This window comes from Mesorhizobium sp. M0870, from assembly GCF_040319775.1.
In the GTDB taxonomy this organism is placed as follows: Bacteria; Pseudomonadota; Alphaproteobacteria; order Rhizobiales; family Rhizobiaceae; genus Mesorhizobium.
In genome coordinates this window covers 29,098-52,419 of the sequence record NZ_JAMYOI010000015.1, presented here as the reverse complement: position 1 = coordinate 52,419, position 23,322 = coordinate 29,098, and the positions used below count along the sequence as shown (strand labels likewise).

General features: G+C 64.7%; 22 protein-coding genes. 12 read left to right on the top strand and 10 right to left on the bottom strand.

The features are described from left to right. Nucleotides 1-3 precede the first annotated feature (3 nt). The 4 genes from NKH97_RS19125 to NKH97_RS19110 form a co-directional block, all read right to left on the bottom strand. Complete coding sequence (locus NKH97_RS19125; RefSeq protein WP_031213976.1) at nt 4-1,275, bottom strand: efflux RND transporter periplasmic adaptor subunit; 1,272 nt, start codon at nt 1,273-1,275, stop codon at nt 4-6. Then, nucleotides 1,259-1,405 (bottom strand): hypothetical protein, encoded by a 147-nt coding sequence (locus NKH97_RS19120; protein ID WP_352798454.1) that lies wholly within the window; start codon nt 1,403-1,405, stop codon nt 1,259-1,261. Before NKH97_RS19120 ends, NKH97_RS19125 begins: the two co-directional genes overlap by 17 nt. 112 nt (nt 1,406-1,517) lie before the next feature. Then, nucleotides 1,518-1,745, bottom strand: coding sequence for a hypothetical protein (locus NKH97_RS19115; RefSeq protein ID WP_352798452.1), 228 nt, complete (start codon nt 1,743-1,745; stop codon nt 1,518-1,520). Nucleotides 1,746-1,885: 140 nt separating this feature from the next. Then, a complete protein-coding gene (locus tag NKH97_RS19110) occupies nt 1,886-2,605 on the bottom strand; it encodes a hypothetical protein (RefSeq protein WP_352798450.1) in 720 nt (239 codons plus the stop codon). A 210-nt stretch (nt 2,606-2,815) separates the two neighbouring features. Here NKH97_RS19110 and NKH97_RS19105 point away from each other — a divergent pair, with 210 nt between their 5' ends. From NKH97_RS19105 to NKH97_RS19080, 6 genes are all read left to right on the top strand, one after another. Then, the gene (locus NKH97_RS19105) at nt 2,816-3,544 is read left to right on the top strand and encodes a response regulator (RefSeq protein WP_127296965.1); all 729 of its coding nucleotides are present in this window, start codon (nt 2,816-2,818) and stop codon (nt 3,542-3,544) included. Then, on the top strand, nt 3,541-4,782 hold the full coding sequence (locus NKH97_RS19100) for an ATP-binding protein (protein WP_352798447.1): 1,242 nt from the start codon (nt 3,541-3,543) through the stop codon (nt 4,780-4,782). The genes NKH97_RS19105 and NKH97_RS19100 overlap by 4 nt, the downstream gene beginning before the upstream one ends. Nucleotides 4,783-5,340: 558 nt before the next feature. Continuing rightward, nucleotides 5,341-6,507 carry an acyltransferase family protein gene (locus tag NKH97_RS19095; protein WP_352798445.1) on the top strand — a complete coding sequence of 389 codons (1,167 nt, stop codon included), beginning with the start codon at nt 5,341-5,343 and terminating at the stop codon, nt 6,505-6,507. Next, nucleotides 6,504-7,610 (top strand): glycosyltransferase family 2 protein, encoded by a 1,107-nt coding sequence (locus tag NKH97_RS19090; protein ID WP_352798443.1) that lies wholly within the window; start codon nt 6,504-6,506, stop codon nt 7,608-7,610. Before NKH97_RS19095 ends, NKH97_RS19090 begins: the two co-directional genes overlap by 4 nt. A 4-nt stretch (nt 7,611-7,614) precedes the next feature. Further along, entirely contained in the window at nt 7,615-8,649 is a 1,035-nt protein-coding gene (locus tag NKH97_RS19085; protein ID WP_352798441.1) for a glycosyltransferase family 2 protein, read from the top strand. A 9-nt stretch (nt 8,650-8,658) separates the two neighbouring features. After that, nucleotides 8,659-10,443, top strand: coding sequence for an ABC transporter ATP-binding protein (locus NKH97_RS19080; RefSeq protein WP_352798439.1), 1,785 nt, complete (start codon nt 8,659-8,661; stop codon nt 10,441-10,443). 281 nt (nt 10,444-10,724) lie between these two features. On the opposite strand, the gene NKH97_RS19075 is transcribed toward NKH97_RS19080, so the two are convergent. From NKH97_RS19075 to NKH97_RS19050, 6 genes are all read right to left on the bottom strand, one after another. Beyond that, on the bottom strand, nt 10,725-12,191 hold the full coding sequence (locus tag NKH97_RS19075; protein WP_352798437.1) for a coiled-coil domain-containing protein: 1,467 nt from the start codon (nt 12,189-12,191) through the stop codon (nt 10,725-10,727). A gap of 326 nt (nt 12,192-12,517) precedes the next feature. Beyond that, nucleotides 12,518-14,722: a sensor domain-containing diguanylate cyclase gene (locus NKH97_RS19070; RefSeq protein WP_352798435.1), complete on the bottom strand. Its 2,205-nt coding sequence runs from the start codon at nt 14,720-14,722 to the stop codon at nt 12,518-12,520. Between the two features lie 295 nt (nt 14,723-15,017). Continuing rightward, nucleotides 15,018-15,290: a cell division topological specificity factor MinE gene (minE, locus tag NKH97_RS19065; RefSeq protein ID WP_024501686.1), complete on the bottom strand. Its 273-nt coding sequence runs from the start codon at nt 15,288-15,290 to the stop codon at nt 15,018-15,020. Then, entirely contained in the window at nt 15,287-16,102 is an 816-nt protein-coding gene (gene minD / locus NKH97_RS19060; protein WP_013530671.1) for a septum site-determining protein MinD, read from the bottom strand. The genes minE and minD overlap by 4 nt, the downstream gene beginning before the upstream one ends. Before the next feature lie 66 nt (nt 16,103-16,168). Then, the gene (gene minC, locus NKH97_RS19055) at nt 16,169-16,978 is read right to left on the bottom strand and encodes a septum site-determining protein MinC (protein ID WP_352554579.1); all 810 of its coding nucleotides are present in this window, start codon (nt 16,976-16,978) and stop codon (nt 16,169-16,171) included. A 229-nt stretch (nt 16,979-17,207) separates the two neighbouring features. After that, nucleotides 17,208-18,101 (bottom strand): LysR family transcriptional regulator, encoded by an 894-nt coding sequence (locus NKH97_RS19050; protein ID WP_352798432.1) that lies wholly within the window; start codon nt 18,099-18,101, stop codon nt 17,208-17,210. 142 nt (nt 18,102-18,243) lie between these two features. On the opposite strand from NKH97_RS19050, the gene NKH97_RS19045 reads away from it, so the two are divergent. The 6 genes from NKH97_RS19045 to NKH97_RS19020 are packed head-to-tail and all read left to right on the top strand — an operon-like array spanning nt 18,244 to nt 23,082. Next, nucleotides 18,244-19,443, top strand: a complete 1,200-nt coding sequence (locus NKH97_RS19045; protein WP_352554591.1) for an MFS transporter — start codon at nt 18,244-18,246, stop codon at nt 19,441-19,443. Beyond that, a complete protein-coding gene (locus NKH97_RS19040) occupies nt 19,440-19,910 on the top strand; it encodes a cyclophilin-like fold protein (RefSeq protein WP_352554581.1) in 471 nt (156 codons plus the stop codon). Before NKH97_RS19045 ends, NKH97_RS19040 begins: the two co-directional genes overlap by 4 nt. Nucleotides 19,911-19,929: 19 nt before the next feature. Further along, complete coding sequence (locus NKH97_RS19035; protein WP_127296953.1) at nt 19,930-20,325, top strand: (R)-mandelonitrile lyase; 396 nt, start codon at nt 19,930-19,932, stop codon at nt 20,323-20,325. Between the two features lie 25 nt (nt 20,326-20,350). Beyond that, the gene (locus NKH97_RS19030; RefSeq protein WP_127296952.1) at nt 20,351-21,367 is read left to right on the top strand and encodes a zinc-dependent alcohol dehydrogenase family protein; all 1,017 of its coding nucleotides are present in this window, start codon (nt 20,351-20,353) and stop codon (nt 21,365-21,367) included. Between the two features lie 60 nt (nt 21,368-21,427). Further along, complete coding sequence (locus tag NKH97_RS19025; RefSeq protein ID WP_206535327.1) at nt 21,428-21,862, top strand: lipocalin-like domain-containing protein; 435 nt, start codon at nt 21,428-21,430, stop codon at nt 21,860-21,862. A 29-nt stretch (nt 21,863-21,891) separates the two neighbouring features. Then, nucleotides 21,892-23,082 carry an arabinose transporter gene (locus NKH97_RS19020; protein WP_352554582.1) on the top strand — a complete coding sequence of 397 codons (1,191 nt, stop codon included), beginning with the start codon at nt 21,892-21,894 and terminating at the stop codon, nt 23,080-23,082. Nucleotides 23,083-23,322: the final 240 nt, after the last annotated feature.

The following is a 23,322-nucleotide window of genomic DNA, read 5'->3' as shown; positions in this document are numbered from 1 at the left end:
CGCTCAGTTCCCGGTCGCGGCGGCAGGCGCCGGTTTGGCAGCGTTGGACGCGGCGGGCGCGGCGGAAGTGCCCTGCCCGCGGTCCTTGACCTCGCCTGTCGTCTCGTCGATCGTCACTTCGACGCCCGTCGCGTCGCCGCCGGGGCGCACCAGCTGCATGCCCTCGACGATGACGCGGTCGCCGTCGCCGACACCCGAATCCACCAGCCAGTTGTTGCCGACGCTGTTGCGCACTGCGAGCACGCGCGTCTCGACCTTGCCCTGCGCATTGATGACCATCGCCGTCGCCTCACCCTTGGTGTTGCGGCTGACGGCGCGCTGCGGCACCAGGAAACTATTCTGCGCGACGCCCTCCTCAACCAGCGCCCGCACATACATGCCGGGCAAAAGCAGGCGGTCGGGATTGGGGAATTCGGCCCTGAGCGCGAAGGTGCCGGTGGTCTGGTCGACATTGGCGCCGGCGAATTCCAGCTTGCCGGTCTGTGTGTAGATGGTGCCGTTCTCGAGCTTCAGCTTGACGCTGACATTGGGGCCGCTGAACTTCAGCCGCCCTTCCGAGATCGCCTGGCGCAGGTTGAGCAGGTTGGTGCTCGACTGTGTGACGTCGACATTGATGGGATCGAGGGCACGGATGGTCGTCAGCACAGTGTCCTGGTTGGCGGTCACCAGCGCACCCGGCGTCAGCGTGGACTTGTCGATGCGCCCGGCGATCGGCGCGGTGATCGAGGTCCGGTCGAGGCTGATGCGCGCGGTCTCGGCACTGGCCTTGGCCGAGGCGACATCGGCTTGCGCCTGTGCCAGCGTGGCGGCGGCATCGTCATAATCCTGTTTGGAAACAACGTTCTGCTTCAACAGACCGGCATAACGGTCGAACTTGGCCTGTGCGGTGGGCACCGCCGCTTGCGCCTTCTGCTGTGCGGCGACCGCGCTGTCATACGACGCCTTGTAGCTCGCCGGATCGATGAGGTAGAGCGGTTGTCCAGCCGCCACCTCGCTGCCCTCCTTGAACAGGCGCTGCTGGATGATGCCGTTCACTTGCGGGCGCACCTCGGCAACCAGCGAGGCCGCCGTGCGTCCCGACAGCTCGGCGGTGATCGCCACCGATTGCGGATGCAAGGTGACGACACCGACTTCCGGTTTGCCGGGCGCGCCCATGCCGGCGGGGGCGCTGCCCTCCTGCGAGCAGGACGCCAGCAGAAGAGTGGCGGCGAACATCGCGGCCCAGGGCGCCAGACGGCGTGCCGAAAAACGAGGCTGGCTAGACTTGGAAATCATGGCCTGGATCTTTCCCTGGAGTTGCGTACGCGCTGGCAATGGACCGCTTGGTCGAGGGCATGCCGATCCATATGATGATAGGCCGCACCCGTCGGCGGGCGGCGACGAGCAATGCTTCGAAGCGGCTCATGTCGCGCTCCTTCTCGTCGGCCGGAGCTGCTCGAAGGTCGAGTAGCTGGCCGCGATGCCCACCAACATCATTATGCCGATCAGCGAGGACATGCCAAGCGCCTTGCCGGAGTTCACGCGATCTTGCGGTCATGATGTCCATGGTTGTCGAGCGGCTGCGAGAGCGGAAGCGACAGCCGCCAGGCGGCGAAGCGCAGGCGGATCGCGCCTTTCAGCGTGTCGGCCGGCAGAGCCAGTGGCAGGCCGCGTCCGGACAGCGGAAGACCGCGTCCGGCGTGGTCGAGTGACAATCTCGGGCTGGCGGACGCGAGCAGCCGCAGCAGTATCATGGCTTCCCACATTGTCGTGCTTCCGTTTGATTTGAACTGGGCATGATTTGAAAAACAGGGATGGCGAAGATACGCCCGCCATCCCTGAAAGAGACCGGCCGGCCCGAGAACGGGTTGGGTACCGGGCCGGCCGGCGCAGCCGGTCAGAGTTCTCAGCCGTTCCCGGGCTGGGGCGGCGGACTGCCATCGTTGGGCAGGCCTCGGGTGCCGGCTGCATCATCCGGCGGACCGCCCCAGGGACCGGGGGGTGGTCCGTGGGGACGTTCCGCCGAAGCGAGGATTTCGAGCTGTTCGGGCGTCAGCTTGGCGCGCAGTGCCGCGATCGCGTCTTTCAGCTTGCCGGCCGAAACCGCGCGGGAAGTGACGTCGTCGGCCAGTTTTTCCTGGAAGGCGAAGGGATCGCGCTTGCCGTCAGGGCCGGCTGAGTCGGAGCCCTTCGCTTCAGGACTGCCGGAGCCATCAGGACCACCGGGCCGCCCATGATCGGACCGTGGCGGCGCCAGCACGGCCTGCAGCGCGCTGGTGTAGTCGCGCCAGGCGTCGAGCTGTTCGGAGCGGATGCCGACGCGGGTCTCGAGCGCTGCCAGCCGGGCGGCCAGCATGAATTCCGGCGGCGGACCCATGCGGCGGGGGCCAAAGCCTTCCGGTCCAAAACCTCGCGGGCCAAAACCCTGCGGACCATGCCGCATCGGCCCGTGCGGGCCGGGTCCGGCCATCGGGCCATGATCGGGTCCATCCTGCATTGCCCCACTCTGCTGGGCCATGACCGGTGGCGGCTCGCCGGGGGCGGCACCCGGATCGCGCTGTGCCGCCAGCACGGGGTGAATTGCGGCGACGGAAAACAGGCCGAGCGCAAGAAGTCTGCTTCGCATGACGGTGTTCCTTTCTCTCATGCTTCGGACAAATGAGAGGATAGGAAGCGTATTTGTCCGCTTCGCGTCGGCGTATTGCCGAAGGTTTCCGCAAGAGGGCAATTTGTAACTGAATGTTTCCCACGGCCTGCCGGAAACATTCAGTTGCAATTTTCCGTGCCGCTTGGACGCGGCTCTCCCTATAATCGCGGCCAAGGCAAGGGCACGGTCATGCAGTCACAACCCCATATCCTCGTCGTCGACGACGACCGCGAGATCAGGACGCTTCTCCAGCGCTATCTCGACAGCCAGGGCTTTCGTGTCACAGCTGCGGCGGACCGGCGCGAATGCGAACAGAGGCTGGGCGCGGGCCAGTTCGACCTGATCGTGCTCGACGTCATGCTGCCGGACGGCTCGGGGCTCGATATCTGCCGGGCCTTGCGTGACCGCAAGCCGCATATCCCGGTCATCCTGCTGACGGCGCTGAAAGAAGATGTCGACCGCATCATCGGCCTGGAACTCGGCGCCGACGACTATCTCGGCAAGCCGTTCAACCCGCGTGAGCTCATTGCCCGCATCCGTGCCGTGCTCAGGCGCTCGGCTCCCGAGGAGGCGCCCGCCTCCCCTCGCGCGCGTACCTACCGCTTCGCCGGCTACAGGCTGGAGCCGGACACCCGCAAGGTGACGGATGCACAAGGCGTGGCCGTCGACCTTACGGGCGCCGAGTTCGACCTCTTGCAGGTGTTTCTCGACCGCCCCGGCCGGCTTTTATCGCGCGACCAGCTTCTCGACCTGACGCAAGGCCGCGAGCGCGACCCGCTGGAGCGTTCGGTCGATGTGCTGGTGAGCCGGCTGCGCCGGAAATTTTCCGACACCGGCGACGGGCCGCTGTTCAAGACCGTGCGCAATGGCGGCTACCAACTCACCGCGCGCGTCGAGACCGTGGAGAGCCACGCGTGAACTCGCTGCGCCGCCGTCTCATCCTGCTGCTGGTCGCCTCGATCGTCGGCGTCGTCGGCCTGGCGACGGCCGCCGTCATCAGCGTGCGCGGCGGCGGACCGCCGCCGGAACTGACCGTGCCCTGGATTGCCCAACAGATGGAACTGGTGGTGCGGCTTTTGCCGGGGCCGATCCCCGACGTCCTGCGGGTGCAACTCGCCGACCATCCGGCGGGCGGCAAGGTGGCTCGTGCGGAAACTGCGATGCTCAATGACATCCTGCACCGCCGTGGCCTCGACTTTCCGGCGGTCGTCAACGAGAAGACGGGCGAACCCGGCCAGATCGCATCGATGCACCTGCCTGACCGCCGCTGGGCGATCATGGAGGTGCCGCATCTCAAGCCGCCAAGGCGCGAATGGCTGGTCTTGGCCGGCTGGATCTCGCTGATCGTCGCCGGCGCCACGGCGGTGTCGGTCTATTTCACCTCGGTGCTGATCCGCCCGCTCGAGATGCTGGAGGCCGCCGTCTCCAAGATCGGATCGGACGGCGTGCTGGCGGCGGTGCCGGAAGTGGGCTCGGCCGAGGTCAAGGCCACCGCGCATGCGCTGAACCAGCTCTCGTCGCGGCTGCGGACCGCCATGGAAAGCCGAATGCGGCTGGTCGCCGCCGCCGGCCATGATCTGCGAACGCCGATGACGCGCATGCGGCTGCGCGCCGAATTCCTCGACGACGAACGCGACAAATGGCTTCACGACCTCGACGAACTCGACCGCATCGCCGATAGCGCCATCCGCCTGGTGCGCGAAGAAGTGAACCAGGACGCCGTCGAACCGGTCGACCTGGCAAAGACGGTGCGCGATATCAAAGCCGAGATGGTATCGCTCGGCCATGCCGTCTCGATCGGGCACCTGGACAAGGTTTGCGTGCGGGCCGGCGCGCTTGGCCTGCGCCGCGCCTTGCGCAACCTGATCGTCAACGCCGCCACCCATGGCAAGGCGTGCCGCATCGACCTGGCCGTAGCCGACAATCGCGCCGTGCTGACCATATCTGACCATGGCCCGGGCATACCCACGGAACTCCTGAACAAGGCGTTCGAGCCCTTCTTCCGCGTCGACCCCGGCCGCCTGCAATCCGTCCCCGGAGCCGGTCTTGGCCTCGCCATCGCCAAGGAAATCATCGAGCGCTACGGCGGCATCGTGACGCTGCAAAACCGCCGGGGCGGCGGGCTGGAACAGACGGTGGTGTTCGAGGCAGTGTGAGGGGCGTTACGTGCGAGTTCCCGTTGGGCAGAATGCCTGCCTCGGGAGCAGTGAGCCTTGCGGCAAGAAAAAGACGGCGACGATGCTGCACCGCGCAAAGCCAATGGTTCCAGCCCATTTCTCGGCGCAACCAGAGCCAATCCACTCGGCAAAAAACACAGACTCCGAAATTTCGCCTGGTTTAACAAATGATTAGGCCTATCTTATTGCGTCAGCCTACGACGTCCTCCAATCAGCCGAAGCAGGAATCTTTAGCGCTTGCTCACATAAGTATTTCATCCCGGTAGATTTTTTGTGTTGCGCCGCACAATAGGGTGGCCGAACCATTCCTTTGGGGTTCGTTTGCGACTGGACATACGCTGTGGAGGATTCCGGCACGTTGACCAATTTGTGCTGTTCGTCCGTCGATTTCGAGCCCGGCTCGATCGGACTCGCCGCGATCGGACCCGCAAAGCGAAGGTTTGACGGTGCCGGTGCCCTGGCGGATCTCGTCGGCCTGGTGCCCGAAACGACCGGCTGGCGGATACGTCGCGGACATCAATGCCGCGGAAGCCGCTGATGGGAAGCGCCCGTGACATCCAACTTGATGCGTTGAGAGCCATCGCCGTAACGATGGTGTTGTATTCCCATTTCTTCGCGGAGGGACCTTCGTTCTGGGGCCATATCGGCGTGCGGCTGTTTTTCGTGCTGAGCGGCTTCCTGATCACGCGCCTGCTCCTGGAGGCGCGTTCGGCCGCCGAATTCGAGACCGGCCCCGCGCTGCGATCCTTCTATATCAGGCGAGGCTTGCGGATATTTCCGCCCTATTTTGCCGTCCTGGGTTTCGTCTGGCTGGTCGACCTGGACCAATCCAGGGGATCGCTGGTCTGGCATGCGCTTTACCTGTCGAATTTCTGGTATGCGCTGCGCAATGACTGGAACCCTTGGGTGCTGTGCCATTTCTGGAGCCTGAGCATCGAGGAGCAGTTCTATCTTGCCTGGCCGCTGGTCGTCCTTTTGGCCCCACGCCGCCGCTTCGAACAGATCTGCATCGGCGTCATCGCGCTGTCGCTGGCCTATCGCTTCTATTGGCCGATCACCGCCACGCCGGCGCTGGCGCGCGACCTGCTGCCGCCGGCGTCCATGGATGCGCTGGCGACGGGCGCGCTGCTTGCCTGCTGGCGGTCCAGGAGGGCGGCCCTGCCGCACTGGATGCGACTGGGCTGGCCTGGCTTCGCGGCCGCATTCCTTGTCATCGAGTGGTTTGTGCCAGCGCCTGCCGATCCGATGCTGGAATGGACCCACTGGCTCGTGCGGCAGGTCCTGCCCCTGGTGCCGCTGATGGCTATCGTCGCGGCTTGTTCGCGCGGCCTTGGCGGCCCCCTTGGCAAGCTTGCCGAACTGCCGCCGCTGCTTGGCCTCGGCCGCATCAGCTACGGCATCTATCTCTACCATCCGATATTGCTGTCGCTCGCCGTCAAGGCGCAGCCCTGGATTCCGCTCAACGTCTCGGAGCAAGGGCCAGGGCGATTCCTGGTTGCGAGCGCCGCCACGATTGTCGCGGCCTCGATTTCCTGGGTGGTTTTCGAGAGGCCGCTCAACAGCCTGAAGCGCCACTTCCCCTATGTCGCGCGCACCCGCCCCGCACAGGGCAGCCATGGCGGCTGGCTCGCGACGGCGGCCGTCGGACCGCCGGATGACCGCACACCGGCGCTCGAACTCCAGCGCACGGATACAAGACGATGACCGCCGCGCCGCTCGTCTCGGTCCTGTTGCCGGTCTACAATGCCGGCCCCTATCTCGCCGCCGCGCTGGGAAGCATCCTGCGGCAGGATTACGGCCGCCTGGAGATCATCGCGATCGATGACGGTTCGACCGACAATTCGCTCGAGATACTCGAGCGCTGCCAAAAGGCCGATAGCCGCATTTCGATCGTCTCGCGTGAAAACCGCGGCCTTGTCGCGACGCTCAACGAAGGGCTGGCGCTCGCCCGGGGCGAACTGGTCGCGCGGATGGACGCCGACGACGTCGCCTATCCCTGGCGTTTGTCGCGCCAGGTGGCGCTGTTCGAGCGGCGGCCCGAACTGGGCTTCTGCGGCGCCGGCGTCGACATGTTGATCCGCGGCCGCATCGACATCGGCAGGCCGGATCCGGTGTTCCAGTTCGGCCGCATCCCTGTATTGGCGATGTTCTTCACGATCTTCATGCACCCGACGGTCGTCTACAACAGGAAGGTCATCGACGACGGCGTTCTCCACTACGACCAGACCTACAGGCACGCCGAGGACTTCGATCTTTTCAGGCGGCTGGCCAGCCGCTACCCGGCAGCCATGATGCCCGAAAACCTGGTCGTCTACCGCGTCCATGAGGCAAGCGTGACCAGCCGGCACGTCAAGGAGATGCGCAGGACGCATTTGCGCATCGTGGCCGAGAACCTCGAGCGCGAGGGCCTGGCGCAGGCCACGCGGGACCTGCGCGACATCGGCGATGCGGTCAGCCACGACACGGTCGCCCGTGCGGCCAGCTTCATCGTCGCGCTGGAGGAGGAAATCCGCTCGCTGCCGGCGGCGACGCGGCCGAGCTTCGAGGCTGGCGCGCTGAACCTGTTCTATTTCCTTTACCAGCTGGTGGCCGACGAAAAGCAGCCCGCGCTGACGCATGAATTGCTGACGCGGACCGCGAAATGGAATGCCATCCGGCGCCGCGAGCAATATGCGCTGCGGCCCGGCGCCTGGGCGCCCTGGCTCAGCCTTGCCTCGCTGTCGGCCGCCAGACAAGCCGATGCCATGGCATACTTCTTCAAATCCGCGCCCGCCGCGGCGGTTCTGGCGTCTCATCGGTTGAGTTAGGGGCATGATCGTCAAAGCCAACCAACCTCTGCAGCGCGATCGTTCGACGGCGCTTGGCCCTGCCCCGGCCGGTCCCCGCCCGGAACGAGCGGCGCCGGAAGTCAGCTTCATCATCTGCACGCGCAATCGCGTCGCCGTGCTCGATGCCTGTATCAAGTCGGTGCAAGCCGCGTGCCGCGCACATGCCGGCTTCGCCGCCGAACTCGTGGTCGTCGACAACGGTTCGAGCGACCGCACGGCCGAACGCCTGGCCAGCATCGCCGCTGCGTCGGACATTCCGTTCACGCCGGTCTGCGAGCCGCGCCCCGGACTGGCGGCCGCGCGCAACGCCGGGCTGCGGCGCGCGCGCGGCCGTGTGCTGGTCTTCGTCGACGATGACTGCGCGGTCCATCGCGACTATTTGCGCGATCTGGAGCGACACTATGCGTCCGGGGAACAATGGCTCATCCGGGGCGGACGTGTCGAGCTTGGCGATGCCAGGGATTTGCCGTTCACCATCAAGCGGTCGTGGGCGCGCGAGCGGCTGACGCCAGATGTTCATCCCGGCGGTTTCGTGCTGGGCTGCAACATGACGATGCACCGCGACGTCGCGGCCCGCATCGGCTATTTCGACGAACGCTTCGGCGCCGGCGGACCATTGCGGTCGGCCGAGGATACCGATTATCTCGTGCGCGCGATGCTGCTCGGCATCGCAGTCGAGTATGTGCCTGATATGACGATATTCCATCATCATGGCCGGCGGGATCGCAAAGCCATCGAAAAGCTCCACCGCGACTACAGCCTGGGCAATGGCGGGCTCTGCCTGAAGCATATTCGCCATGCGCCCTGGCTGCTTCGCCATTTCTACTGGGCCGCAAGAGGGGCTATCCGGGAATTGGCGGGAGGCCCCGCCTTCGATCGTGAACTCAACCTGCCGCACTGGCCGATCGTCGCCATGAATTTGCTCGGCGCGGCCAGGTTCGCGGTTCTCCTTCTGGCCAGACGGCCGCGGGCCGAGCCAGTGCGGCAAGATCAGCAAGCCAATGCCCAGGCGAGGTGAAACGCTATAATGCCGATGCTGCCGCCAAGCCTGCCGATGCTGTTCCGGGCGTGCGGAAAGCGGCAACTGCGCCTGCTTCCGGCGGTGGTGGTACTCGGCCTGCTCAGCGCCGTCCTCGAAGGGTTCGGCATCGGCCTGATCATCCCATTGCTGGGCATCATCATGGGACATGGGGATGCGGCCGGAATGGGCGGCTTCTCCGCTGTCCTCCAGCATGTCGGATCGGGCTTGAGCGAGCGCGACCGGCTGATCGTCATTTCGGTCGCCATCCTCGGCTCGATCATCCTGAAGAACGTCTTCGCCTTCGCCAACACGCTGCTGACGACCTTCATCTTCGGCAAGGCAAGCCATTCCATCCGTGGCGCCCTGTCGGAGCAGCTGTTGCGGGTCGGCTACCCATTCTTCCTGCGGCAAAGCCCCGGACGCCTGCTCAACATCATCTCCAACGAGTCCTGGCGGGCCTCCGATGCGATCCAGATCATGCTGTCGGCCATCGTCAGCGCATCGGCCGCCATCATCCTGTTGGCTTTCCTGTTGCTGCTTTCGTGGCGCATGACGCTTCTGGTCACGCTCGGACTGGCGCTCGTCCAGATCGCGCACGCTATCCTCTCTGCCAATCTGAAGGAGCCCAGCCGCAGCGTCGCTTCGCGCAACGGCCACCTCGCCTCGCAGATGCTTCACCTTGTGCATGCCGGACGGCTGATCCGCATCTTCGGACAGGAGAACCGGGAAAAGGCGATATTCGACACGGCGTCGGATGCGGTTCGCCGCGCCTCCTTCGCGCTGCTCGTGCGCCAGGGAGCGCTGCCGCCGCTGACGGAGGTTCTCCACGCCATGCTGTTCCTGGCGGTGGTGATCGGCGCCTGGCTGGCGCAGGTGAGTTTCCCGCTGATCATCGCCTTCGTCATCCTGCTCTACAGGCTGCAGCCGCATATGCGGGCCCTGCAGGGGTCGTGGAGCCAGTTGCAGGGCCTGAGCGGATCGCTCGAAGAGGTGACATGGCTGCTGGATCCCGCCGGCAAGCCGCAACCGCCGCAAGGCGACGAGCCGTTCCACGGCCTGCGCCAGGGCATCAAGTTCGACGATGTGACATTCACCTATTCCGGTACGGACCGGCGCGAGGTCGTGCTGCATGCGGCGACATTCGAAATCCGCGGCGGCCGCTCGACGGCGCTGATCGGCCGCTCGGGCGCCGGCAAAACGACGATCGTCAATCTCCTGTGCCGCTTCGTCGAACCGGACACTGGCAGCATCCTCGTCGATGGATCGCCGCTCGACGGGATCGACGCCAGCCAGTGGCGACGGCACATCGCCCTGGCCAGTCAGGAACTGGAACTGGTCGATGGCAGCATTTTTGAAAACATAACCTACGGGCAGGATACGGCGACAGCCGGCGACGCCGAGGCCGCCGCAAGACTGGCCGAAGCGCACGAGTTCATCGAAAGGCTGCCTCAGGGCTACGAGACGCTGGTCGGCTACAGGGGCGTCAATCTGTCGGCGGGACAGAGGCAGCGGATCGCCTTGGCGAGAGCCCTGGTCCGCGATCCCGATCTCCTCATCCTGGACGAAGCCACCAATGCGGTGGACGGGCTGTCGGAAGCGGCCATCGTCGAGACCCTGAAGTCGAGAGCCGGCCGCCGCACGACCATCGTCATCAGCCACCACCACAGCACCATCTCGTTCTGCGACGACGTGGTCATCCTGAGCGGCGGCCGCGTGAAAAAGCAGGCCCCTTTCGGCGCCCTGGCCTCGCTCAGCATGGACGAGCTTTATCAGCACGAGCCGCTCGACTGAGGAGGCACCGGGCCGGCCGCGATCGTTTCCCGGGCGTGTTTGCAGCCTCCGGCCGGCGGGTCGTCGCAAAGGTTCGAATCAGAAGCTTGGGGAAGTGCCGCTGGCACCTTCCGTGATCGCACCAATGCCGTGCGGGACCGAGGCGCGCTACCTTGCCTGTGCGGCGGACCTGTCGATCCGCCTGGCCGGTGCCCCATTGGGCTTACTCTCCGGGTGAGGTGCCGGCCTCCCATGCACAAAAGACCTGAAGCGGGTCACCTGAAGCCCTTCAGCGCCACACTTCAGCTAACGGCGCCAACATTCCTGCGCATGCGCCGCCTGCCCGTCGTCCGTGCTTTCTTCGCCATCGCCCCGGCTATCTCGACCACGCCGTCCTCGCGCGGCCTGCCATTGGTGGCCTTGTGGAGCCGCTCGTAGGGCAGCAGTTCCTTGATCCGGGCATTGAGCGATGCGATTTCGGCTTTGAGGTCCTCGCATTCCTGACTCTGCACGTCGAACTGTATCTGTTCGGACGCCTGTTGCAGCGTCAGCTGAGAAAGGTTGGCGTTCACCTTGGAAAGACTCATCTTGTCGCTTTCGCTCTCCTGGGTCAGCGCCGACAATCTTTCATCGGCGATCTTCTTTTCGGCCAAGGCATCGTTCAGTTCGCTCTTGAGCCTGGCGATCTCGCCTGCGGCTTCGCTGTTTTCGGTCGAGGTTTGCTCCAGCCGCGATTGCAGGTTCTGGATCTCCGAGCTCAACCCGCGCATTTCCGCCTGGCTGCGAGCCAGCTCGGCTTCCTTGTCGCCTTCCATCATGCGTGCTGCTTCGTTCGTTTCCGACAGCTTCGCCTGTGCGGCCTCGAGCGACTTCTGGAGCCGCATCTCCTCTTTCTCGCTCTTGCCGAGCGCGGCCAGCAGCTCCGCCAGCCGCGCTGCTTCGCTGGCATGGACCGCCGACAGCTCGTCGAGCCTGTGGCGCGCCTGCGATTCCCGCTTCAGCGCCTTGTCGAGTTCGAGCGACAGGTTGACGTGCTTTTCGCGCAGCATCTTGCTTTCGCGCAAGCGCCTGTTGGCCTCGACTGTCCTGGCGGTCAGCCGCTTGGCGATGTCGCCGAACTCCGCTTCGCGCTTGGCGCTCGCATTGGCTGTCTCCACGAGTTCCAGCCTTACCGCGGCAAGTGCCGCACGAAGCGTCTCCCGGTCCTGAACCAGGCTTGTCTCGCGCTGCTGCAGCGCTTCGAAAGCGCCTTCACGCTCGCGCAGCTTTCTCGTCGCATCGTGCAGCTTCTCCGACAGCGCCCTTTGTTCGGCGGCCAGGGCGGCATTGGCGACCTCCAGCTCGTTGGCGCGCAGGATGTCGCTGTGCAGGATGTTGAGGAATTCACGCGTCAGATGGTGTGAGGTGCCGATCTCCGACAGCTTGTCGTTGATCTCCTCCAGATAGTCCCTGGCGTCATGGAAGAGACCCTCGAAGGCACTCAATGCAGCCAGCCGGGTCTGTGTATGGGCCGTCAGTCGTGGCGCGGTTTCGGAACTGTCCGCATCGCCCGCGGCGTCGGCCTTGCTGGCGTTGTCGTCATTTGCCGCGTCGGCCTGGGGTGGCCCGTCATCGGGTGCCGCCTGGGCATCCGGCACATCGTCGCTCTCCGACGGCACCAGGTCGTCGGCGTCGAGACTTGCATCCAGCGCGTCCGCCAAATCGATCTGCAGGTCCTGGATCGCTTTATCCACGTCTTCAGCACGCTTGATCAGGCCTCTGAAGTTCATCACCAAACTCCCCTTACGCATACCTCGCTTCGAACTTAACAAATTGCTAATATATCCTTACATCCGCTGCTTGCGCAGGGGAAGCCCCGTCGGCACAAAGGTAAATTTGGGACATTTGGGGGTTGAAATAGCCCGAACAACCAATGCCGCAGCCGAAAAGAGCCGGATCCTCTGACAGTGTGGAGGTCTGAAGGACGGCAAGACCGCGGCCGCTCAGGAAGAGCCCGCGCGCGAGACCTCGAGGGCAGAGAGAACTTGCCTGATCCCTCTTGGCAGGCGCAGGATGACTATCGCGGGCCGGGCCGAGTGCTCTACCCCAAACGGTCTCAGCTGCTTTTCGGGGCTGGTACCAACTGGATCGGAGGTCGCTCGCCGGACGCGTTGCCCAGCGCGATGGCGACGCGGTCGCGCCCACTACCCTTGGCCTCGTAGAGCGCGTGATCCGCGGCGTTGGTCAATTCGGCCCAGCCCACGCCATGCTCGGGGTAGGCGGCGACACCGAACGAGGCTGTGACGGTGCCCAGCGTTCGGCCGCGATGCGTCAAATGAAGCTTCCTGATTGCCTGGCGCAGCGCTTCCGCCCGCTCGGCACCTTCCTGGACCGAGCTTCCCGGCATGACCAGGGCAAACTCCTCGCCGCCGTAGCGCGACACGACATCGCTATCCCTGGCGTGCTCGATCAAGGTGGCGGCGACCTGCTTCAGGACGAGATCGCCGGCTTCGTGGCCGAACGTATCGTTGAACTGCTTGAAATGGTCGACATCGAGCATGATGATCACCAGCGGCTGGCCCGAGCGCTCCATCCGGCGCAGTTCGCGGCTGCTCGTCTCCTCGAGATATCGCCGGTTGAACAGACTGGTGTTCGGATCGCGGATCGACTGCTGCCGCAGCGTCTCGCGCAGGCGCAGATTGGCCAGGGCGAGCGCCAGCGTGTCGACGACACCGCGCAGGATCTGCTGTCTTTCAGTCAGCCATTGTGGCTTCTCGGCCGCATTCGGCTCGCACAGATGAAGGATGCCCAGCGTCTCGCCTTGGGCCGCCAGAGGCATGCAGACATAGCCCTTCTTGCCGTTCTCGGTGATATGCGCGCAGCGCGGCGTGAGCATGCCGGGGCCAGCGACATGTTCCTGGCCGCGCCTGAGCGCCCAGCAGTCTTCCGGCGCGAATTGCGTGGCGCTCGAGCGGACGTCGCCCCAATGCGCCATCTCTTCCACCAGGTTGCGCGACGCGCTGGTCAAGTGGACGGTTCCGCTCAAGCCACCGAGGAACTCGGCCATGGCCGTGCCGACCACCGAGAACGCTTCCGGGAAGGTGACGCAGGCCTGCAGCAGTTCGCCAAGCTTCACCAGACGGGTCGTGGTTTCGGACTTGTCGTGCAGTTCGCGGTTGAGAAGCGCCAGCTGATCGGCACGCTCGTTGACCACTCCTTCCGCGCGGCGCAACTCGCTGATATCGTTGAGCGTGAGGACCAGGCCGCCTTCGGACCTGCTGAGCGGACTGCAACTGGCGATGACCGGCAGATGCGAGCCGTCGGATCTGGTCAGGCGCACTTCGCCCTGGTGTTGCCGGCCCGTGGCTAACGCCATTTCGATGGGAGAAGCGCCAGCGGCGAACGCACCGCCTCTGGGGTCGCGAACCGTCAGCACCGAATCCCATTGCTGCCCGACGATCTTGTCGGCGCGCCGCCCGATCATCGTTGCCGCCGCTGGATTGGCGCTGGCGACGCGGCCGTCGCCGTTCAGAACCGCGATGCCTTCGGCAGCCGTTTCGACGATGTCCTCGACATGCGCACGCGCCGATGCAAGCTGGTCCGCCATCGTGTTGAAACCATCGGCCAGCTGCCCGAATTCATCGTTGCGGGCGTGGCTGATGCGCGTCATGGCGTTGCCTTTCGCCAGCGCTTCCATGCCGCGCATCATGTCCCCGAGGCCAGAGCTGAAACGACGGAGCAGCAGCCATGCAAAGCCGACCGCGACCAGCACGGCGGCCGTCGCGCTGAGGCCAACCAGCCAGAGCAGGCTGTTGGTGCTTTGTTCGGCGGCCTGCAGAACGGGGTCATATTCCAGCAGCACGGCGCCGATGATCGTATCCTCGGGATTTTCGATCGGAACGGCCAGTATGGCGTTGACTTCCTCCGGGTCGACAAATCTGCGCGGAATGCCATCCGCCAAGGTCTGGCCTATTTCGTTGCCGGGGTCGTGACCGAATTTGTCGCCGACCTGGTGCTCTTCGTCGGCGGCATGGACAAGGATGGTCTTGTTGTTGTCGAGGACCAGGAAATCCCGGTGCAGGCGGCGGTGCTGGTGCTCCATGAATTGCTTGAGCGCCTCGGGCCGCTCGAGCAGCGAAGGCGTCCCATCGGATGATTTGAAAACGATGGTGTCGGCCAATTCCCGCGCGACGTTGGTCGCTTCGGTCAACCCCAACGATTTGGTCGCCGCTATCTGCGTAAAGATCGCAACGCCGCCGACCAGCCCGATCAGGGCCGCGGCGGCCACCATGGAGAGAATGATCTGGCTCTTGATACGCATGTCATGGCTCCGCCGAGAACGACAGCATTGCGCATGTCAAATCGAGCCAGCATCTCATTTCCGGCTTTTTATTACCAAATGCTTATCAACGTCCTAACGATGGCAGGCGAAGCCGCTCCACACGCGGAGGGAGCCGACTGGGCTCCCCACCTCCCCCTTGTGGGGAGGTCGGACCGCAGGTCCGGGTGGGGGTGCTGGCGCCAACCCCCACCCCGATCCGCTTTGCGGATCGACTTGCCGGGGCGAGCCACCGGTCTCGCCCGTCCTTCGGCCCCCCACAAGGGGGAAGGTAAAGTCACCCCGCCATGGCCAGCGGCACGGCGCTCTTGTTGGGGATCTGGATGTCGATCTCCAGCGTCGACATGGTCTCGCCGCGGTCCATAGAGACCTGCAGATAATCCTGGTCGATCTGCACATGCTTGGCGATGACGGCCATGATCTCCTCGCGCAGGATGGAGACGAGGTCTGGCTGGCTGCGGTTGCGGCGCTCATAGGCGAGCAGCACTTGCAGCCGCTCGCGCGCCACCGGCGCGCTGGAGCGCCGCTTGAAGATGTCGAGCAGGTTCATGCCGCCCTCCTTCCCAAAAGACGATCGAGGAAGCCCTTGCGCTCGAAGGGCACGATGACGGGCAATTCCTCGCCCTCCAGCCGCCTGGCGGCGTCGATATAGGCCTTGGCAGCGGAATTGAGCGGCTCCGACAGCGTCACCGGGGAACCGAGGTTGGAGGCGCGCAACACGTCCTGGCTTTCCGGAATGATGCCAAGCAGCGGCACCGACAGGATTTCCAGCACGTCGTCGATGGACAGCATTTCGCCGCGCGACGCACGCGCCGCATCGTAGCGCGTCACCAGCACATGCTTGGCGATCTGCTCGCCCTGCTCCGCCCGCAAGGTGCGCGCGTCGAGCAGGCCGATGATGCGGTCGGAATCGCGCACGGAACTGACTTCCGGATTGGTGACGATGACCGCCTCGTCGGCAAAGCGCATGGCGAGCTGCGCGCCGCGCTCGATGCCAGCCGGGCTGTCGCAGAACACGTAGTCGAACACCGAGCGCAGCTTGTCGATGACTTCGCCGACGCCTTCCTCGGTCAGCGCATCCTTGTCGCGCGTCTGCGAGGCCGGCAGCAGGAACAGCGTCTCGACCCGCTTGTCGCGGATCAGCGCCTGCGAGAGTTTGGCCTGGCCCTGGATGACGTTGACGAGGTCGAACACCACGCGCCGCTCGGCGCCCATGATCAGGTCGAGGTTGCGCAGGCCGACGTCAAAGTCGACCAAGGCCACCTTCTTGCCGGTCTTGGCCACGGCCGCCCCGAGGGCCGCCGTCGAGGTCGTCTTGCCGACGCCCCCCTTGCCCGAGGTGACCACCACTACCTTGCCCATTGAAAAGCCTCCGTTGTTGTTTTCTTGGTCGAGCGGCCATCGGCCGCCCCAATATCGAAAGGAATGTCAGCTCAGCGTCGAAACCCGCAGCGCGTCCCCGTCGAGAAATGCCTGCACCGGCTTGCCGCGCGAAACACCTTCCATCTCCTCGGCGGTGACGTACCAGCCGTCGACCGCCAGCAGCTCGGCCTCGTTCTTGCGGCAGAAGATGCGCGCGCCCCTGTTGCCCAGCGCACCCGCCGAAGCGCGCCCGCGCAGCGTGCCGTAGACATGGATCGAGCCCGCCGCGATGATCTCCGACCCGGAAGCGACCGAACCCAGCACGATGACATCGCCATGCGGGTGCACGATCGCCTGGCCGGAGCGGATCGGCGCCTTGATCATCAGCGTACCCGAAGCTTCAACCTGCGGCTCGCTATCGCCGGCCTTGCTTGCGCCAGCCTTTCCGTCGCCGACCTTGGCCGCGCTGCCCGCATCGGCGTGCTGGTCAGGCGCCTTGCCCTCGGCCTTGTCGAAACCCTCCGCCCGCGCCTGGCGGGGCAGCAACCCATCCGTGGTCGCTTCCTTGGCGCCGACCAGCACCGGCGGCAGGTTGGGCTCGAGTGCGGTGTGGCCGTCGAGCTCGATGGCGTAGATGCGGATGCCGCGATGGCCCAGCACGCCGACCAGCGATTCGATCGCGGCGACATCGGGCTTCAAGGTGTTGAGATCAAGCACCACCGGGCGGCCGGCAAAATAGCCGGGCGAGTTGCCGATCCAGTGATCCAGCCCCTCGAGCCACACGTCCAAAGGCGCTTCCGGAGTCAACGTGAAAGCGACGAAAGAGCGGGCACGAAAACGAATGGATTTGGCCTCGAGGGGGGCGGCAAAGGTCACGGCTGGCGAATCCTTACTGAGAGGTAAACGCTAGCGGGAGGATGGTTAATGAAAGGTTAATGGGAGGGGGATGAGGGCCAATTTGCGAGAAGTTGGAAGGTCAGCCAACGCCAAGGCAGTGACAGTCGATCCGTTTCCTTCACTCAATGCGCTGCGGGTTTTTGAGGCAGCAGCGCGCCACGAAAGCTTTGCGCGCGGGACACCATTTGCCAATGCGCAATCTTGGGGGTCAGATGCGATGACGAAGCGCCTCGACGATCATCGCCATCGCAGGCGAGAGCTGTCGCCTGCTCGGGTAGTAGAGGTGATAGCCCGCAAATGGCGGACTCCAATCGTCAAGCACGAGCCTAAGGCATCCCGTGGCGATATGGTGGTTGACGAGGTTTTCCGGGACGTAGGCGATCCCGAAACCGCTTATCGCAGCCTCGATCATGGGTATGGACGAATTGAAGGTGAGCTGGCCTTGCACCCGCACACGCAGGTCGCGGCCTTGCTTGGCGAATTCCCAGGCATATAATCCGCCGAACGTCGCCTGCCGCATATTGATGCAGTCATGATCGACCAGGCCCTGGGGCGCGGTCGGAACCGGATGGCGGGAAAAGTACTCCGGCGAAGCCACGGCCACGAGCCTCCAATCCGGCCCGATCCTAACCGCGATCATATCCCTGTCGATGCTCTCACCTAGCCGCACGCCCGCGTCGAAGCGCTCCTCCACAATGTTCTTCATGCCGTTGTCGCTGTAGAGTTCGACGCACACGTCAGGATAGTCGCTGAGCAAAGGCTGCAGCTTCGGCCAGACGGTCGTCTGGAGCGCATGGTCGGACAGCGTGATACGGACCGTTCCGGAGGGCTTGTCGCGAAAGGCCACCAGGCTTGCAAGGTCGGCTTCGATTTCCTCGAAGCGGGGAACAAGAGACTGGAAAAGTCGCTCGCCGGCCTCGGTCGGTGCGACGCTCCGCGTCGTACGTGTCAGCAGACGGACGCCAAGACGAGCTTCAAGCTCCTTGATTGTCGAACTCAGGGTCGACTGCGAGGTTCCGAGCTTGGCCGCCGCCTTGGTGAAGCTGCGCTCCCGCGCGACCGCCACGAACCATAGCAGATCCTTCATGCCATCGCGCTGCATAGGGCACCTCCCCTCGGGCATTTATATCACGAGCAGATAAGTCCATGCGGATTACTTAGCCTAATAAAATGGGTTCCTCTGCAATATCTTCTTGGCATCGCGACAGGGATTGGCGGCTGATCCGCCCGGTCGCCTTGCAAGGATGCCAATTGTGGAAACGACGTACGACACAAGGCTTGTCGAAGACCGCGCCGCATGGGGCGCGGTGTTGTCGATGGCGCTGTGTGTTTTCGTGCTCATCGCGTCTGAATTCATGCCGGTCAGCCTGCTGTCGCCGCTAGCGTCCGATCTCGGCATCACCGAGGGCCACGCGGGACAGGCGATCTCGATTTCGGGCGTTTTCGCTGTCGTGACCAGCCTGCTGGTCGCCGGTCTCACGCGCCGCATCGACCGCCGACTGGTCGTGACTGGCTTCACCCTCCTCCTCATCGTGTCCGGTTTGGCTGTGACCTTCGCGCCGAACTACGCGTTCCTCATGGTCGGCCGGGCACTGCTCGGCATCGCGATCGGCGGGTTCTGGTCGATGTCGACCGCGATCGTCATGCGCCTCGTGCCGCAAGACATGGTTCCGAAGGGTCTCGCCATGCTAAACGCGGGCAATGCCATTGCGGCCACCATCGCGGCGCCGCTGGGCAGCTTTCTTGGCGCCTATGTCGGCTGGCGCGGCGCTTTCTTCCTCGTCGTGCCGTTTGGGCTCTTGGCGCTGGCCTGGCAGTGGACCAGCCTGCCGGCGCTGCCCCCGCGCCGGAGGAAGCGCCCTGGCAATCCGCTGGCGCTGCTCGGTCGTCTTTCAGTCGCCATCGGCATGGCGTCGATCATGATGCTGTTCATGGGCCAGTTCGCGCTCTTCACCTATCTTCGGCCCTTCCTCGAGAGCGTCACCCGGCTCGACATCGCTGCCCTCTCGGCGGTCCTGCTGGCGATGGGGCTGGCGGGGGTGCTCGGCACATGGTGCGTCGGCCGGCTTTTGCGCACGCGCCTGTTCAGCATCCTCATCGTTATCCCGCTGGTCATGGCCGCGCTGGCCGCTGCACTCATCGCTTTCGGTGCACTCCCGGGTCCCACAACACTGCTGCTGGTTGCCTGGGGCTTCTTCGGCACGGCCGCGCCCGTTGGCTGGGGCACGTGGCTCAGCCGAACGCTGCCGGACGACGCAGAGGCCGGCGGCGGGTTGCAGGTAGCCGTCATTCAGCTAGCCATCACCGGCGGCGCCGCAATCGGCGGCACGCTCTTCGATACGGTCGGCTGGTGGGGAGCGTTCACTCTAGGCGCGGTGCTGCTCTGCGGATCGGCGCTCGCCGCCCTCGCCGCGTCCCATATGGCCCGGAAGTCTTTGCCATGACCATCGAGCGTGCGCCGCTTAGCCGCCGGACATTGCTCGGCGCCGCGCTCGCGGTGGCGGCCCTGCATCGCGCAGCCGCCAGCCAGGAAGGCCAATCTCCCGTCAGCCAGGAGCCCACCGACATGAAGATCAGGATGGCCTTCAACGGCCGCCTCATGACCGCCACCCTCTACGACAATCCCTCAGCGCGCGACTTCTTTTCCATGCTGCCGCTCGATCTCAAGATCGAGGACTACGCGCATAACGAGAAGATCGCCTATCTGCCGCGCAAGCTGACTGAGGAGGGAAGTGGCCCGTTCGCCAACGAGCAGCCCTACGACCTGTGCTATTTCATGCCCTGGGGCAATTTGGCCATGTTCCACGCCGACTATCGCCATCCCGGGCTGATCAGGCTCGGCCGCTTCGATGAGGGCGAGCAGGCCCTGCACATTCGCGGCGAGTTCCCGCTTCGCGTCGAACGCATTTGAGGTCGCAAAGGAGATCACCATGGACATTCTTCGCGCTGGCACGAGGCCTTCCGGCAAGGGACCACCTGACTGGTTCACCGGAACGGTGCGGATCGATCCACTCTTCAATCCCTTCGATGCCGGGCGGGTCCAAGGCGCACAGGTGACCTTCGAGCCCGGCGCCCGCACCGCCTGGCACACGCATCCGCTCGGCCAGACGCTGATCGTCGTCTCCGGCCTTGGCCGCGTGCAGCGCGAGGGCGGTCCGGTCGAGGAAATCCGTGCCGGCGACGTCGTCTGGTTCGCGCCCGGCGAGAAGCACTGGCACGGCGCGTCGCCTCTGACCGCCATGACCCACATTGCCCTCCAGGAGGTCAAGGACGGCAAGGTCGTGGACTGGCTGGAACATGTCAGCGACGCCGACTACGGCGCTTGATTCTCTCCACTCGAAAGGAACCAAAATGATCGCAACCATTCTTCACAAACCGGGCGACATCCGCTGCGAGGAAATCGCCGATCCGAAAATCATGCGGCCGACGGACGCAATCATCAAGCTCTCGGCAAGCTGCATCTGCGGCTCGGACCTGTGGCCCTATCGCGGGCTGCAGCCGGTCGACGGCCCGATGCACATGGGCCACGAATATTGTGGTATCGTCGTCGAGGTCGGCGCAGAGGTGCGCACGGTCCGTCCCGGCCAGTTCGTCGTCGGGTCGTTCTGCCTTTCCGACAATACCTGCCCGCATTGCCGCTTCGGCTTCCAGTCGTCTTGTGTGCAGCGCGAATTCATGTCGGGCGCGCAGGCGCCTTACGCTCGCGTGCCGTTGGCGGATGGCACACTGGTCGCCACCGCCGAGGTGCCGCCGGCCGAACTCATCCCTGACTTGCTGGCTGTGTCCGATGTGCTCGGCACCGGCTGGTATGCGGCCGACGCGGCCGAGGTCCGAGAAGGATCGACGGTGGTGGTGGTCGGCGACGGTGCGGTCGGCCTGATGGGCGTGCTTGCGGCCAAGGAGATGGGCGCCGAGCGCATCATCGCCATGAGCCGGCACGCCAGCCGCCAAAAGCTCGCCCGCGAGTTTGGCGCCACCGACATTGTGGCCGAGCGTGGCGAGGAAGGCGTCACGCGCATCAAGGAACTCACCAAGGGCGTCGGCGCGGACTCCGTGCTGGAGTGCGTCGGCACGGGAGAATCCTTCGACCAGGCGCTGGCCTGCTCTCGTCCCGGCGGCACCATCGGCTATGTCGGCGTGCCGCATGGCGTGAGCTTCGACGGCCAAAAACTATTCTTCGGCCAAAAGCGAATGATGGGCGGCCCAGCGCCAGTGCGCCGCTTCCTGCCCGACCTGATGGACCGTGTACTGCGAGGCAGGATCAAGCCCGGCAAGGTCTTCGACCTCAAGCTGCCGTTGGCAGAGGTCGCTGAAGGCTACCGCGCCATGGACGAGCGGCGTGCCATCAAGGTCATGCTTTCCGTGTGAGCGAAGATTGGGCGGACGGCCTGTCCGCCCCCCGCCAAATCAGAAAAGGAACAACGACATATGACTATGAGATCGAAGATCGCCGCCCTTGCGCTTGCGCTTTCCGTCGCCACGCCGGCGTTCTCGCAAGAGTCCCCGATCATTGGCGCATGGCGCATGAGGTCGCTCGAGGCCGGTGCCGAGGGAAACCTCAAGCCAGTGCCGTATTCCGGCCAGGTCATCTTCACCGAGGCCGGCTCCCTCTCGGTGCAGGCCCAGAACCCCGACGCCAAGGCGCCGGACACGCCTTACACAGCGAATGGCTACGAAGCCTATTACGGGCCCGTCGCCATCAACGACCAGGACAAGACCTTCGTCATCACGATCGAGTCCTCCCTAGTCCGCAACCTTGTCGGGAAGAGCATGAAACGCAAATTCGAAGTCTCGGACAACAAACTGGTCCTCACGCCGGACAATCCGGCCGAAGGCTGGCGTGTGACCTACGAACGCTACTGATCTGAACTGTTGGGTTCAAGGTGTTGCCGATGGCCAAAGTGGCGGGGACTTCAGACCGAAATGGAGCGATGGCGGAACTGGTGCCAATCATGGCGGCTGTCTTCGCCGGCTTCCTTCTGATCGGCTTGGCGCTACCCGTCCTGCCGCTGCATCTTCATCAGCAACTCGGCTTCGGCCCCTTCGCGGTCGGACTGGTGACGGGCAGCCAGTTCGTCGCCTCGATGTTGTCGCGCATTGGGGCCGGAAACTATGCCGATGGGCGCGGCGGCAAGCGGGCCGTCGTCGTCGGCCTCATTGCCGCTGCCCTGGCGGGATTATTTTACCTCGGCTCACTGGCATTGCTCGACCGGCCGGTAGCGTCCGCATCGGCGCTCTTCGCCGGCCGGGCGGTATTGGGCGCGTCGGAGAGCTTCATCATCACCGGCGGCGTCGCCTGGGGCCTCTCCCTTGCGGGCGGACAGAACTCCGGAAAAGTCATAGCCTGGGTGGGCACGGCGATGTTTGCGGCGCTCGCGCTTGGAGCGCCGGTCGGATCTGCGCTTTATGCGGCGAGCGGTTTCACCGCGATCGCACTCGCGACCATCGTCCTGCCGCTTGCGACGCTGCTTGCCATCCTGCCGATGCGTGGCACCAGCACCGCCGCGAGCAGCGTGCCGCAGTCATGGACGAGCGTGGCTCAAGCGGTCTGGCTTCCCGGAGTGGGAGCAGCTTTCAGCAGCCTCGGCTATGGCGCAATCCTGGCCTTTGCCGCGTTGCTCTTTGCCGAACGGGGATGGCAGCCGATCTGGCTTCCCTTCACGGCCTATGCCGCGGCGCTGATCGTGGCAAGGCTGTGCTTCGGCCACCTGCCCGACAGGCTTGGGGGCGCACGCGTCGCTGTGATCTTCGTCGCCGTCGAGGCCGCAGGGCTAATGCTGATCTGGCTTGCGACCGGGCCTGTTGTCGCCGCAATTGGAGCGGGTCTCACTGGCCTTGGCTACTCGCTGGTCTATCCCGGTCTCGGTGCCGAGGCAGTAAGCCATCTTCCGTCGCGCAGCCGCGGCCTGGCCATGGGACTCTACACCGTCTTCCTCGACGTGGCGCTCGGCTTCGGCAGTCCAGCGCTCGGCTTGGTCGCCGCGTCGGCCGGGCTGCAATTCGTCTTCTTCGCCGTCGCGGTGGCGACGCTTCCGGCGTTGGGCATCGCTCTGCTGCTGGGTCGCCGTAACGCTCTACGCTAGTGCCGGGTATTCTGTGCTCGGATGTTGCGCAACTACGATCACCTCGCGCTGGCAACGTTGAAAATTGGCGCAGCGCCAGCCAAAACGCAAAAAACCCGCCTGTGCGGCGGGTCGCTGGTGCAAGTCAGCACCATAGACAGAAATGTAGCATAACTGCCCTCACAGGTCAAGAAAAAATTCCTATCGCATCGACGCAAGCTGCCCGCCCAGGCCAGCGGCGCAATCGCAGTCAATGCCGAC

Coding starts and splice junctions, on each gene's coding strand:
- NKH97_RS19125 (WP_031213976.1), bottom strand. CDS start 1,275: ATGATTTCCAAGTCTAGCCAGCCTCGTTTTTCGGCACGCCGTCTGGCG.
- NKH97_RS19120 (WP_352798454.1), bottom strand. CDS start 1,405: ATGAGCCGCTTCGAAGCATTGCTCGTCGCCGCCCGCCGACGGGTGCGG.
- NKH97_RS19115 (WP_352798452.1), bottom strand. CDS start 1,745: ATGTGGGAAGCCATGATACTGCTGCGGCTGCTCGCGTCCGCCAGCCCG.
- NKH97_RS19110 (WP_352798450.1), bottom strand. CDS start 2,605: ATGCGAAGCAGACTTCTTGCGCTCGGCCTGTTTTCCGTCGCCGCAATT.
- NKH97_RS19105 (WP_127296965.1), top strand. CDS start 2,816: ATGCAGTCACAACCCCATATCCTCGTCGTCGACGACGACCGCGAGATC.
- NKH97_RS19095 (WP_352798445.1), top strand. CDS start 5,341: ATGGGAAGCGCCCGTGACATCCAACTTGATGCGTTGAGAGCCATCGCC.
- NKH97_RS19090 (WP_352798443.1), top strand. CDS start 6,504: ATGACCGCCGCGCCGCTCGTCTCGGTCCTGTTGCCGGTCTACAATGCC.
- NKH97_RS19085 (WP_352798441.1), top strand. CDS start 7,615: ATGATCGTCAAAGCCAACCAACCTCTGCAGCGCGATCGTTCGACGGCG.
- NKH97_RS19080 (WP_352798439.1), top strand. CDS start 8,659: ATGCCGATGCTGCCGCCAAGCCTGCCGATGCTGTTCCGGGCGTGCGGA.
- NKH97_RS19075 (WP_352798437.1), bottom strand. CDS start 12,191: ATGAACTTCAGAGGCCTGATCAAGCGTGCTGAAGACGTGGATAAAGCG.
- NKH97_RS19070 (WP_352798435.1), bottom strand. CDS start 14,722: ATGCGTATCAAGAGCCAGATCATTCTCTCCATGGTGGCCGCCGCGGCC.
- minE (WP_024501686.1), bottom strand. CDS start 15,290: ATGAACCTGCTCGACATCTTCAAGCGGCGCTCCAGCGCGCCGGTGGCG.
- minD (WP_013530671.1), bottom strand. CDS start 16,102: ATGGGCAAGGTAGTGGTGGTCACCTCGGGCAAGGGGGGCGTCGGCAAG.
- NKH97_RS19050 (WP_352798432.1), bottom strand. CDS start 18,101: ATGCAGCGCGATGGCATGAAGGATCTGCTATGGTTCGTGGCGGTCGCG.
- NKH97_RS19045 (WP_352554591.1), top strand. CDS start 18,244: ATGCCAATTGTGGAAACGACGTACGACACAAGGCTTGTCGAAGACCGC.
- NKH97_RS19040 (WP_352554581.1), top strand. CDS start 19,440: ATGACCATCGAGCGTGCGCCGCTTAGCCGCCGGACATTGCTCGGCGCC.
- NKH97_RS19035 (WP_127296953.1), top strand. CDS start 19,930: ATGGACATTCTTCGCGCTGGCACGAGGCCTTCCGGCAAGGGACCACCT.
- NKH97_RS19030 (WP_127296952.1), top strand. CDS start 20,351: ATGATCGCAACCATTCTTCACAAACCGGGCGACATCCGCTGCGAGGAA.
- NKH97_RS19025 (WP_206535327.1), top strand. CDS start 21,428: ATGACTATGAGATCGAAGATCGCCGCCCTTGCGCTTGCGCTTTCCGTC.
- NKH97_RS19020 (WP_352554582.1), top strand. CDS start 21,892: ATGGCCAAAGTGGCGGGGACTTCAGACCGAAATGGAGCGATGGCGGAA.